Below are 12,232 nucleotides of genomic sequence, written 5' to 3' on the forward strand. Positions count from 1 at the left end.
CGGGGAGGATCCGGCCCCCGAATACGGCCGATATCCACCCCACACCAGTTCGACACCGGCCGGCATCCGCCCCAAACCAGTTCGCGCCGGCCGGCGTCCTCCCCAAACCGGTTTGGGGAGACCAGCACCCCCTTTCCACACGGCTGGGGAGCGCTACCCGCCGATTCGGTGGGGTAGGGCTCCCCAGCGGCGCCGTACAGCACCGCCCTTGACACCACCCCGAACCGCCTAACCAACCGACTTTGGGGGCCCCACCTCGACGGGCAACCCCCATCCGAGGGGATGCCCCGTGAGAGAGGGGGTTGCCCCCTGAGAATCTCGACGGGTAACCCCCTAGCTCGAGGGGCAACCCGTCTGGGGGTCGGTTCGGGGCGGCCGCGGGTGCTTGGTGTAGGTCCGCTGCAGCCAGTCCGGCCGAGTTCGGTCGCGCGCGAGCGAAGCCACCGTGCCGCGCGGGGGTTGGCTGGGTCAGGGGGTCGGGAGGGGGTGGGTGGTTTGGGTGTTGTCGGACCAGGTGAGGTGGAGGTGGGTGGCGGTCAGGTGGATTCGGGGTTCGGGTTCGGGGGTCGGGCCGGAGAGGGAGATGACTGCTACGTAGAGGTTTCCGGGAGTGGCGGGGGCTCGTAGGTACGGGGTTGCGGTGCGGTTGCCGAGCGGCTGGGAGTCCTCGGTACGGCGGATGCCGGTCGAGTCGAAGCCGGTGTAGGGCTTGATGGTGGAGACCAGGTTGTTGGCGCGGACTTCGGCTCGCGAGGCGACGGTGATGAGGTCGGACGTGAGGGGCCAGCCGGAGAATTCGATCTGCCAGTCGAGGCCCAGATCGGCGTTCGGGTCGATGCGGGCTGCACGTACTTCGTGGCTGCCGTGAAGGGCGGACGTCATCGCGACAACAGGCCCGGGCATGACCGCTCCGCCGCGTCCTGAGCCGTGTTCGGGGCCTTGGTCGTCGGTGGTTCGGACCCAGTGCAGCTCGCTGATCGACGACCTAGGGGCGACGGTGGTGAAGCCGTTGCGGTGGGCGAGGCCGAGTTCCGGGTGCACGATAGTGACGCTGTTCTCGAGCGGCTGCGCCCAGTACGGCGTACTGAGTGGTGGCATGGTGTGGGTCGAGTAGCCGAGGCGGGCGTACAGCGGTGAGTCGGCGCGCTCGTCGCCGGGGTTCGAGTGGTCGGTGCCGTGATTGACGACCCGGACGATCCCGTCGGACCGCGTTCCGCTGACCAGCCAACCCGGCTCCGCGATCTCGCGAGTGAAGTCCGAATCCTCGACAGGTAAGGGTTTCTCGGCCGCGGTCCACACCGGATGGTCGGCCGGGAGCATCAGGCCGAGCATCCCTTTCACCGCCCAGTACGGCGAGCCCGGGCCGGAGTACGACTGCGCGATCGCCGGCCATTCGCCGTACCAGCCGAGCGTGAGCAACCCGCGCTCGTCGGGGACGTCGTGATCGAGGAAGTGTTTGAGGATTCCCGAACTCGCCCGGCGCAGGACACCGGGTGCGAGCTCGGTGGCTCCGGTGATCGCGCCCATCCACAGCGGTGCCGCGGCGGCGAAGCGGTAGGTCAGGCTGCGGCCCTGGACCAGCGGCGAACCGTTCCCGCCGATCAGGTGCACCGTCGAGTCGAGGAACTCCGACAACCGGTCCCGCCACGCGTCCTGCAGCTTGACGTCGCTGAGCCCGGGATCCATCGATGCCCAGAGCAACGGATAGACGTGCAGCGCCCAGCCGTTGTAGTGGTCGAACGCGCGCTCCGGACCGTCGGCGTACCAGCCGTGACCGCGATACAAGGACTCGTGCACGGCGAGACCGCTCTCGATGTCGTCGCGGGACCAGGGGCCACCGACCGACTTCAGGAACGTCTCCACGACGATCTGGAACCAGACCCAGTTGATCGGCGGATACTGCTCGCCGACCACGGTCGCCAGCCAGGCGACGATCTGCGCACGATCGCGGTCGTCGAGGCGGTCCCACAACCACGGCCGGCTCAGGTGCAACCCGAGCGCGATCGAGCAGGCCTCCACCTTGGCCTGGCCAAGCTGGTCGGGCCGCGGCCACCCCTGCGGACCTGTGCCAGCACGCAGACCCTCGGCGTACCACCCCGCGAGGTCGTGCGGATCCTTGCCGTCCTCCCCCTTCAGCCGGATCGCCGCCAGCAGGAAGGATCGCGCGAAGGCCTCCAGCGAATCACTGTCTGGCCCGTACGCACTCTGCTGTCCAGGCAGGTCGATCCGCGCATGATCGGGCGAGGCCCACCCGCGCAACGACAGCAGCAGCTGATCGGCGACCGCGGACCAGGAGTCGCGGGTCAGTCCAGTGAAGCGAGCATCCGTCATCAGGTCACCGTCAGTTCGAATCGATTGTTGCCTGCCGCAAGGATCAGACGATGGACGGCAGAACCCCACACCCCCTGCAGCAACTCATCGTCAACAACACGCCGCGACAGCTCCCCGGTACCGAGACCCGCGTCCCACCGCAGTTCGGCAATGCTGCCACCGAGCGTCTTGACCACGAGGCGGCCAGGCTCGTGCGCGACCGGCTGTCCGGCAATCACGAAGTGTTCGACGACCTCGCTCCCCGCAGCCCAGGTGTCAACAACCCGGACGCACCGATCCAATGTCACCACCCGGCGAAGATTCCCGCTGGGATAAGCATCCGACAGATCAACGTCGACGCCATTGCCCTGTACGACGAAGTCTCCCGCTCGCCATCGCGAACCAGCCTCCTGTTCGCGGCCATCGACGATCGGCACGTTGTGCCATTCACTCCGGACCACCCACTGCTCGTACCGGCGATCCGAGAACGAGATCGCGGTGTACGTCGGCTGCCCCAGATCGATCAGCACCGGAACCGCGTCAAGCGCGGCGATGAACGAGCCCACGTCATTGTGGTTGTGGTTCTCGTCGTTGTGCCCACCCTTGACGGCCAACGTCCACCCCGCGGTGGAACCACCCTCCTGCCGAGTCACCAGCAACTGCACCTCAGGCAGCCAACTGGAACGAGGCAACGGCAGCGGTACGACGGTCGCCTGCAACCACTCGTCGTCGACCAATGCGACCAAGGCTCGGCCGAGACCAACGACGGCACCCGACTGATCGCGGTGGGCGGCCGCCTGCGCCATCACCTCCCGATCGCCAATCCGGCGCCCCCAGCGGTGCAGGACATCCCACGGTTGCGAAGGGTTCGGCCGGGCCGGGCCGTCACCGACGTTCACGTACCAGCCGTCACCCAACGCCATCCGCTGCGGATACCGGGCGAGCTCCGGCAACGGCTCAACAGACCAAGGATCCAGCGCACCCAGCGTGATCCGGTCGAGCAACTCCAGCGCAGACGCCAACCGCGCCGGCCCGTTCCACCAGTACGCGTAACCCTCGTCGCAACCACCGTCGGCCGGAAGCGCGCGCAGATACCGGTCAAGCCCGTCGACAACCAGGTCCACCACCTGCCCCCGCCGTACCGGGTCGTCCTCCAGGAACAGTGCCGCGGCCAGGACATGCCCGTGGATCCACGGGTTCCAGTTGTGCAGGTGACCGTCGAGCCCGAGCCAGTGCCAACGTCGGTCCTCGAGGAACGGTCGCAGTACTCGCCGATCGGCTTCGTCCCGCAGCCGCCGACGCAGACCCGGCACGCGCGCATCCAACGCCGACCCGAGCACGAGATCAGCCCACGCCAGCACCTCCACCGTCTCCGCGGCCCCCAGATCGAGGTACGGCGTACCGGGATCCGCCACGACCTCTCCCCGAGCCGTCGCGAACGACTCATGCGCCGCCCAGCACCACGTCGTCTGCTCACACAGCAACAACAGTCCGTCGGCGGCCTCGTCGACGTACAGCTGATCCGCAGTCAGCACAGCAGCCTGCACCGCTGCACTCGTCCGCCGCAGCCGCTCCCCCACCGGCCCTTCGTACGCCGTCCGTACGCCGTCACGCCAATAGCGCGCGAAGTCCGACAGCAACGTGTGCGGCCACGGCCGGGAGCGATTCGCCGCAGCGCGGTCGACAACTGCCACCGACGCACGCGATGCCCACACCTCGCGCCGGTCGATGTCCGGGACACCGCTCCGCACGCGCGCAGACTCCAGAGCCTCAGCCCGGACCGCCGGATCCAGCGCTTGCCAGCGCCGAGCAATGGTCATCCGGCCATGCTCTCGTGCGCCGAGCGCACCGACTACCAACCGATCACACTCGAACAGACCCGCTCTGACTCGGAACCAGGTGACGTAGGCTGCCGCGGGTGCTGTACAACAACCCGCTGGCGACGGCCGACGATCTGGCCGGCTTCCGGCTCGAGGGCGACGGCGCTGTCTCGTTCCCGATGGGCCGGCTGCGGCTGGAGAGCACGCGGTCGCCGGACGACGGCCAGGATGCGAACGTCGTCCTCTGGTGCCCGGAGAACTTCCCGGCCGACATCGTGGTGGAGTGGGACTTCTGGCCGATTCGCGAGCCGGGCCTGTGCATCTTGTTCTTCCACGCGGCAGGCCGCAACGGCGAGGACCTGTTCGACCTGGCGCCGCGCACCGGGCCGTACGAGCAGTACCACCACGGCGACCTCGACACCTACCACGTCTCCTATTTCCGCCGCCGCTGGCCGGACGAGCGCGCCTTCCACACCTGCAACCTGCGCAAGAGCCACGGCTTCCAGCTCGTTGCCCAGGGCCCCGACCCCCTGCCGTCGGTCGCTGACGCGCAGGGCCCGTACCGGATGAAGCTGTCGGTACGCCGCGGGCTGATCACGTTCGCCGTCAACGACCTCGTGAGCTTCGAGTGGTACGACGACCATCCGCTGACCGGCGGCAAACTCGGCCTGCGCCAGATGGCCCCGATGATCGGCGAGTACGCGAACTTGCGCGTGACCCACGCCTGAGCGTCACCCTGCCCGTGGTGGCGCAGTGCTGGCTCGGATGACGAGTTCGGTCGGAACGCTGACCGGGCGATGGTGGTGCTCCTCGACCCCGAGCTCGGCGATCAACGCCTCGACCGCTCGCCGCCCGACCTCAGGGAAGAACTGCCGGATAGTGGTGAGCGGCGGCCAGAACTGGGCGGAGGATTCCTGATCGTCGAAGCCGACCACGCTGACGTCGCCGGGAACGTCACGGCCTTCTTCGTGCAGGGCGCGGAGCAGGCCGAGCGCCATCTCGTCGTTCGCGGCGAAGACGGCCGTGACCGCCGGATCCGCGGCCAGTTGGCGACCGACGGCGTACCCGGAGGCAGCCGACCAGTCACCGACTAGCAGCGGCGGGACCGGACACCCACGCGCGGCCAGAGTCTCCTCCCACGAACGGCGGCGACGGGTTGCCGCGAAGGAGGTGGGTGGCCCGCCAAGGTGCCAGACGGTCTCGTGCCCCAGGTCCAGCAGGTGTTCGGTCGCGATCCGGGCCCCCTGCGCCTGGTCGGTGTCGACGATCGGGTAGTCGTAGTGCGCGCTGGAGTCGACCACCACGACCGGCAGACCCTCGGGCAGATGGATCTCGGCCTCGTCGAGCTGGTGGGCTTCGATCAGGATGATGATGCCGTCGACCGCCTGCTCCTGCAGCCGGGTGAACGCGCCGGTCACCTTGCCCTGGTCGGCGTCGAGCAGCGGGATCAGGTTGATCGCGTAGCCGGCCGCGGTGGCGGCCTGACCGACGGCGTTGAACGTGCGGGTGTTCCCGAAGCTGGACAGTTCGAAGACGATCACCCCGATGTTGCGGAACTGGCCGTTGCGCAGCGCGCGAGCGGCGCTGTTCGGCCGGTAACCGACCTCGCGCATGGCGGCCAGCACCCGGTCGCGGGTGGCGGTGTCGACGTTCGGCCGGTCGTTGGCGACCCGGGACACGGTCTGTCCGGAGACACCGGCCAGCCGCGCCACGTCGGCGATCGAGGGTCCTCGCCTGCGCATTTCCACCCCTCCGTCCGCCTGCTGAAAGCCACACTCTAGACATGTTGACGTTAACAAGCTAGCGTCCCCGCCGTCGGTGTTAACGTCAACAATCATCAGGAGGTCGACGCGATGTCGCGGCGGCAAGAGGCGAAAGGCTGGGTCTTCGTCGGCCCGTTCCTGGCCGTCTTCGCACTCACGTTTCTCGCCCCGATCGGATACGCGGTGTATCTGAGCCTGTACCGGGACCAGGCGTTCTTCGGCGGCACGGTGTTCGTCGGCCTGGACAACTACACCGAGGTGCTGCGGGACCCGAAGTTCTGGGAGTCGGCCGGCCGGGTGCTGGTGTTCCTGGTCGTGCAGGTCCCGGTGATGCTCGTCCTGGCGCTGCTCGCCGCGCTGGCGATCGACAGCGCCCGGCTGCGCGGCGCGGGCTTCTTCCGGATCGTCATCTTCCTGCCGTACGCCGTACCGGGCGTGGTCGCCGTCCTGATGTGGGGCTTCCTGTACGGCGACACCTTCGGCCTGGCCGCGGATCTGAACGACCTGTTCGGAACCACCGTGATCCAGCCGCTGAGCGGTTCCTGGATGCTGCCGTCGATCGCCAACATCGTCACCTGGGAGTTCGTCGGCTACAACATGCTGATCTTCTACTCGGCGCTGCGCACGATCCCCGGTGAGTTGTACGAGGCGGCCGCGATCGACGGCGCCGGCGCGATCCGGACCGTGCGAGCGATCAAGTTGCCCGCGCTCCGCGGAGCGATCGTGATCGCCACCATCTTCTCGATCATCGGCAGCTTCCAGCTCTTCAACGAACCGAACATCCTGCGCACCCTCGCGCCGAACGTGATCACGACGTACTACACGCCCAACATGTACGCCTACAACCTCTCGTTCGCCGGCCAGCAGTTCAACTACTCCGCCACGGTGGCGATCGTGATGGGCGTCCTGACGGCGATCATCGCGTACGTCGTCCAGCTCCGCGGATCCCGGGAGGCACTGTGAAGAAGTCATCGCGGGTCCTGACCGGATTGATGGTCCTGTACCTCATCTACACCCTCGTCCCGTTGCTCTGGCTGGTGATCAGCGCAACCAAGACCCAGGACGACCTGCTGTCCACCCCCGGTCTGTGGTTCGGCGACAGCTTCGCGCTGTTCGCCAACATCAAGCAGACGCTGACCTACAACAACGGCATCTTCCTGCGCTGGCTGGGCAACACCCTGCTGTACGTCGTCGTCGGGGCCGGCGGGGCCACGTTGCTCGCGACCGCGGCCGGCTACGGACTGGCGAAGTACAAGTTCGCCGGGCGACGCGCGGTCTTCGCCGTACTGCTCGGTGCGATCGCGATCCCCGGTACGGCGCTCGCCGTACCGACGTTCCTGCTGTTTTCCAAGCTCGGTCTGACCAACACCGTGTGGGCGATCATCATCCCGTCCCTGATCAGCCCGTTCGGCCTGTATCTGATGTGGGTCTACGCCTCCGAGGCGATCCCGGTCGAGCTGCTGGAAGCGGCCCGCATCGACGGTGCGGGCGAAGTACGGATCTTCGCCACCGTGGCCTTGCGACTGCTCGCGCCTGGTGTGGTGACGGTGTTGCTGTTCGCGGTGGTGGCGACCTGGAACAACTACTTCCTGCCGCTGATCATGCTCAGCAAACCGAGCCTCTACCCGCTCACGGTCGGTCTGACCCAGTGGAACAACCAGGCCACCGGAGTCGGCGCCAACCCGATCTACAACCTGGTCATCACCGGCTCGCTGCTGACCATCGTGCCACTCGTCGTGGCGTTCCTGCTGCTCCAGCGCTTCTGGCAATCCGGCCTGAGTGCCGGGAGTATCAAGTGATAGGAGTCCGATGAAATCCACCCTCTGGCGGGCGGCCGTGGCCCTCGCCACCGTCGCCGCCACCCTCACGGTTCCCGCGGCCGCAACGCCGCCCAAGCCCAACACCGCGGACTTCCGTGGCGTGAACTGGGCCGACCCGCGCGACAACTACGCCGACGACGAGGTCGTCCCGTCGGGACTCAGTACGGCGGACAGCTACTGGACGACGTACCGGAAGTCGACCGGCATCCTCACCGAGTTCCGCAACGAGCTGCGCGCGAACACCATCCGGCTGCCGATCAACCCGTCCAGCGTCGGGACGAACTGGTGGTCGTCCTACCGCGCCGCGATCGATGCGGCGACCGACCAGGGCTTCAAGGTCATCCTGAGCTACTGGGAGGCCGACAACGCCAAGGACGGCCGGGTCGACGACACCGCCGCCTTCACCGCGATGTGGGACACGGTCTTCAAGGCGTACCGGAAGAATCCGAAGGTCTACTTCGAGCCGATGAACGAACCGTTCGGCTACTCGGCGCCGGACTGGATCTCGCTCGCCTCGTCCTGGGCCGACCGGCACTCGGACGTGCCCCGCGGACGCCTGGTCATCTCCGGTACCGGCTACAACGACAACGTCACCGCGGTCGGCGCTGCGCCCGAGCTGAAGGGCACGCTGCTGTCGCTGCACTTCTACGGCTTCTGGGCGTCCGACACCACCGAGGCTGCCTGGCTCGCGAACCTGCGGCCGCGGATCGGCGAGTACGGCTGGCGCACGATCATCGACGAGGCCGGTTCCCCGATGACGATCGGCCTGAACTACGGCAATCACGAGGGGAACACCTCCACGGCGTACCTGGGAGCCCTGACCGAGACGGCCCGAGCACAGCGGATGGGCATCGTGTACTGGCCCGGTCTGCGCAACGGCGACTCGTACTCGATGACCACTCAGGTCAGCGAACGCGATCTGAAGGTCAACAGCGCCAGCGGCCTGGCCCAGCTGCAGTGGGGTTGGGGTCTGCTCAAGAAGGAGCCGGTCAACACGTTGCCGCCGGCCCCGCCCGGTGAGCCGCTGCGCGGAGTCGAGAGCAACCGCTGCGTCGACGTACCGGGTTTCTCGACCACCAACGGTACGGCGCTCGACCTGTGGGACTGCAATGGCGGCGGCAACCAGAGCTTCAATCTGACCGCCGAGAAGCAGCTCACCGTGTACGCCGACAAGTGTGTGACGCCGGGCGCCGACAGCTCGGTCGTCATCACCGACTGCACGGGTGCCATCAACCAGACCTGGCAACTCAACGACGACAAGTCGATCTCCAGCATCAACAACCCGGCGCTCTGCCTGCAGGCCGCCGGAACAGCGAACGGTTCGCCGGTTCAGCTGAAGGCCTGCACGGGCCAGCCGAACCAGCAGTGGGCGCGAGCGTAAACAGTGAAAGGGCTGTGCACACAGTGAAAGAGATGGCCATGAAGTCAACCACCCGCAAATTGGTGGCCGCCGGCGCGATGATCGCAGCGATGTCGCTGGTTCTGGTCGCCTGCGGATCGAGCAAGGACTCCGGCACCGGAGGCGGCGACAGCGCCAAGGGCTCGCCCGCGGCCGTCGACGAGGCGCTGCAAAAGGGCGGCACCATCACCTACTGGAGCTGGACGCCGTCCGCCCAGGCGCAGGTGGACGCGTTCCAGAAGGCGTACCCGAACGTCAAGGTGAACTACGTCAACGCCGGAACCGGCAACGACCACTACACCAAGCTGCAGAACACGATCAAGGCCGGCTCGGGTGCTCCCGATGTCGCGCAGATCGAGTACCAGGCGCTGCCGCAGTTCGCGCTGCCCGGCTCGCTGGTGGATCTGCGGCAGTACGGGTTCGACCAGTTCCAGTCGGCGTACACGCCGTCGACCTGGACCGCCGTACACGCCGGTGACGGACTCTTCGGACTGCCGCAGGACTCCGGCCCGATGGCCTTGTTCTACAACAAGGAGGTCTTCGACAAGTACGGCCTGACCGTGCCGAAGACCTGGGACGAGTACGTCGCCGCGGCGAAGAAGCTGCACCAGGCCGACCCGAAGAAGTTCATCACCAACGACAGCGGTGACGCGGGCTTCACGACCAGCATGATCTGGCAGGCCGGTGGCAAGCCGTTCACCACGAACGGCAAGAACGTCACGATCAACCTTGCCGACGACGGCGCCAAGAAGTGGACCGCCGAGTGGAACCAGCTCGTCCAGGGTGGACTCGTGTCCAGCATTCCCGGCTGGTCCGACGCATGGTTCAAGGCACTCGGTGACGGCACCATCGCCACGCTGCCGACCGGCGCCTGGATGCCCGGTGTGATGGAGTCCTCGGTGAAGGCCGGTGCCGGCAAGTGGCGGGTCGCCCCGATGCCGACGTACGACGGTCAGCCGGTCACGGCCGAGAACGGCGGCAGCACGCAGGCGGTCCTCAAGCAGAGCGCGAACCCGGCCCTCGCGGCGGGCTTCGTTCGGTGGCTGAACCACGGTGACGGTGTCAAGACCTTCCTGGCCAGCGGCGGCTTCCCGGCCACCACGGCCGATCTGAAGGCGCCGGACTTCGTGGACAAGAAGAGCGCGTACTTCGGTGGGCAGCAGATCAACCAGGTGCTTACGGGAGCCGCGAGCACGGTGGCACCCGGGTGGAGCTACCTGCCGTTCCAGCTCTACGGGAACAGCATCTACGGTGACACTGTCGGCAAGTCCTACCAAGCGAAGAGCAGTTTGGATGACGGATTGAAGGCGTGGCAAGACGCGTTGGTTGCTTACGGCAATCAGCAAGGCTTCCAGGTCAACGGCTGAAAGGAAAAAATGTCAGACTTCGCAATCGGTGAGTCGGAGTTCCTGCTCGACGGGAAGCCGTTCCGCATTCTGTCCGGTGCGCTGCACTACTTCCGGATCCATCCGGACCAGTGGGCGGACCGGATCGAGAAGGCGCGGCTGATGGGTCTCAACACCATCGAGACCTACGTCCCGTGGAACGCGCACTCACCCCGGCGCGGTGTCTTCGACACCACCGGGATGCTCGATCTCGAGCTGTTCCTGCGCCGGGTCGCCGAAGCGGGTCTGCATGCGATCGTCCGGCCCGGCCCGTACATCTGCGCCGAGTGGGACAACGGCGGCCTCCCCGCCTGGCTGTTCCGGCAGCCAGGAGTGGGGGTGCGCCGGTACGAGCCGCAGTACCTCGCCGCGGTGGGCGAGTACCTGAGCGAGGTACTGCGGATCGTGTGCCCTCTGCAGGTGGATCAGGGCGGACCGGTCCTGCTCCTGCAGGTGGAGAACGAGTACGGGGCCTTCGGCAACGATTCGACGTACCTGAAGTGGTTGGTCGAACTGTTCCGCGCCGAAGGCATCACGGTGCCACTGGTCACCGTCGACCAGCCCGAGGACGCGATGCTGACCGCGGGCGGGATCGACGGCGTACTGCGGACCGGTTCGTTCGGATCACGCAGTGTCGAGCGCCTGTCGACACTGCGGACCCATCAACCGACCGGTCCGCTGATGTGTATGGAGTTCTGGGACGGCTGGTTCGACCACTGGGGCGGACCGCACCACACCACCTCCGCCACCGAGGCGGCCGCCGAACTGGACGCACTCCTGACGGCGGGCGCCTCGGTGAACATCTACATGGTCCACGGCGGGACGAACTTCGGCCTGACCAACGGCGCCAACGACAAGGGCGTCTACCGGCCGACCATCACGTCGTACGACTACGACGCCCCGCTCGACGAGGCCGGCCGGCCGACGGCGAAGTTCCACGCCTTCCGCGAGGTCATCGCGCGGCATGCCCCTGTGCCGCCGCTGCCTGACTTTGAGCTGCAACCGCCGGTGGCGGAGTTCAGCGCGACACTTGGCGAGCCGATCCGGTTGCTGGACCGGCCGGACGACTGGGGTACTTGGCGCGCGCACGACGAGCTTCCGACGCTGGACGACCTCGACGCGCAGTTCGCTCTGTACCGCACGCAGGTCGCTGTCGACGGCCCGGCGGTCCTCGCACTCGGCGAGGTTCGCGATCGCGCGCACGTCTTCCTGGACGGCGATCCGGTCGGGGTGCTCAGCCGCGAGGATCACGACCGCGCGATCACCCTCCCCCGCGGTGGCCGACTTGACCTGATCGTCGAGGACCAGGGTCGGGTCAATTACGGTGCGCGGATCGGTGAGCCGAAGGGGCTGATCGGGCCGCTTCAGGTCGGGGCGCACACCCCGTCCGCCTGGCAGACGCTGGCGATCGACCTCGACGCCGTACCGGAGCTCTGGAAGGACACGCTGCCGTCCGCGGCAGGTGTCGGACCTACTGCCTACCGAGCGTTCTTTGCCGTTGCGGAAGCCACGGATCTGTTCCTCCGGACGGATGCCTGGGGCAAGGGGTTCGCCTGGATCAACGGCTTCTGCCTCGGCCGCTACTGGCGCCGCGGCCCACAACACACCCTCTACATCCCCGGCCCCGCCCTACGAGCCGGCACCAACGAGCTCGTCGTACTGGAGCTGGACACGCTCTCCGACCCGACGGCTCGGTTCGCGCCCGACCCGGATCTCGGCCCGACGGATCTGTGAA

Annotated in this window: 9 protein-coding genes; 6 read left to right on the plus strand and 3 right to left on the minus strand. The window is 67.3% G+C overall.

Going from position 1 to position 12,232, the window contains the following annotated elements:
* Positions 1 to 468: 468 nt before the first annotated feature.
* Both ABD231_RS09590 and ABD231_RS09595 read right to left on the minus strand, forming a co-directional pair.
* A complete protein-coding gene (locus tag ABD231_RS09590) occupies positions 469 to 2,331 on the minus strand; it encodes a DUF2264 domain-containing protein (RefSeq protein WP_344148324.1) in 1,863 nt (620 codons plus the stop codon).
* Entirely contained in the window at positions 2,331 to 4,130 is a 1,800-nt protein-coding gene (locus ABD231_RS09595) for a heparinase II/III family protein (RefSeq protein ID WP_344148327.1), read from the minus strand. The genes ABD231_RS09590 and ABD231_RS09595 overlap by 1 nt, the downstream gene beginning before the upstream one ends.
* Before the next feature lie 98 nt (positions 4,131 to 4,228).
* On the opposite strand from ABD231_RS09595, the gene ABD231_RS09600 reads away from it, so the two are divergent.
* Entirely contained in the window at positions 4,229 to 4,858 is a 630-nt protein-coding gene (locus tag ABD231_RS09600; protein ID WP_344148330.1) for a DUF1961 family protein, read from the plus strand.
* Between the two features lie 3 nt (positions 4,859 to 4,861).
* Here ABD231_RS09600 and ABD231_RS09605 read toward each other — a convergent pair whose 3' ends face one another.
* Positions 4,862 to 5,872 carry a LacI family DNA-binding transcriptional regulator gene (locus tag ABD231_RS09605; RefSeq protein ID WP_344148333.1) on the minus strand — a complete coding sequence of 337 codons (1,011 nt, stop codon included), beginning with the start codon at positions 5,870 to 5,872 and terminating at the stop codon, positions 4,862 to 4,864.
* 111 nt (positions 5,873 to 5,983) lie between these two features.
* Between ABD231_RS09605 and ABD231_RS09610 the strand changes: the two genes are divergently transcribed.
* From ABD231_RS09610 to ABD231_RS09630, 5 genes are read left to right on the plus strand one after another with little or no spacing between them, the layout of a single operon-like run.
* On the plus strand, positions 5,984 to 6,856 hold the full coding sequence (locus tag ABD231_RS09610; protein WP_344148336.1) for a carbohydrate ABC transporter permease: 873 nt from the start codon (positions 5,984 to 5,986) through the stop codon (positions 6,854 to 6,856).
* A 29-nt stretch (positions 6,857 to 6,885) separates the two neighbouring features.
* Positions 6,886 to 7,692, plus strand: a complete 807-nt coding sequence (locus ABD231_RS09615) for a carbohydrate ABC transporter permease (RefSeq protein ID WP_425554165.1) — start codon at positions 6,886 to 6,888, stop codon at positions 7,690 to 7,692.
* 10 nt (positions 7,693 to 7,702) lie between these two features.
* Positions 7,703 to 9,094, plus strand: coding sequence for a ricin-type beta-trefoil lectin domain protein (locus ABD231_RS09620; RefSeq protein WP_344148342.1), 1,392 nt, complete (start codon positions 7,703 to 7,705; stop codon positions 9,092 to 9,094).
* A 38-nt stretch (positions 9,095 to 9,132) separates the two neighbouring features.
* Positions 9,133 to 10,479 carry an ABC transporter substrate-binding protein gene (locus ABD231_RS09625; RefSeq protein WP_344148345.1) on the plus strand — a complete coding sequence of 449 codons (1,347 nt, stop codon included), beginning with the start codon at positions 9,133 to 9,135 and terminating at the stop codon, positions 10,477 to 10,479.
* Positions 10,480 to 10,488: 9 nt separating this feature from the next.
* A complete protein-coding gene (locus tag ABD231_RS09630; protein WP_344148348.1) occupies positions 10,489 to 12,231 on the plus strand; it encodes a glycoside hydrolase family 35 protein in 1,743 nt (580 codons plus the stop codon).
* Position 12,232: the final 1 nt, after the last annotated feature.

This window comes from Kribbella yunnanensis (assembly GCF_039529655.1).
GTDB classification, from domain to species: Bacteria; Actinomycetota; Actinomycetes; order Propionibacteriales; family Kribbellaceae; genus Kribbella; species Kribbella yunnanensis.

Bases quoted from the DNA above. Each gene is read 5' to 3' on its own strand.
- ABD231_RS09620 (WP_344148342.1), top strand. From the start codon at position 7,703: ATGAAATCCACCCTCTGGCGGGCGGCCGTGGCCCTCGCCACCGTCGCC.
- ABD231_RS09590 (WP_344148324.1), bottom strand. From the start codon at position 2,331: ATGACGGATGCTCGCTTCACTGGACTGACCCGCGACTCCTGGTCCGCG.
- ABD231_RS09610 (WP_344148336.1), top strand. From the start codon at position 5,984: ATGTCGCGGCGGCAAGAGGCGAAAGGCTGGGTCTTCGTCGGCCCGTTC.
- ABD231_RS09595 (WP_344148327.1), bottom strand. From the start codon at position 4,130: ATGACCATTGCTCGGCGCTGGCAAGCGCTGGATCCGGCGGTCCGGGCT.
- ABD231_RS09615 (WP_425554165.1), top strand. From the start codon at position 6,886: ATGGTCCTGTACCTCATCTACACCCTCGTCCCGTTGCTCTGGCTGGTG.
- ABD231_RS09625 (WP_344148345.1), top strand. From the start codon at position 9,133: ATGAAGTCAACCACCCGCAAATTGGTGGCCGCCGGCGCGATGATCGCA.
- ABD231_RS09605 (WP_344148333.1), bottom strand. From the start codon at position 5,872: ATGCGCAGGCGAGGACCCTCGATCGCCGACGTGGCGCGGCTGGCCGGT.
- ABD231_RS09630 (WP_344148348.1), top strand. From the start codon at position 10,489: ATGTCAGACTTCGCAATCGGTGAGTCGGAGTTCCTGCTCGACGGGAAG.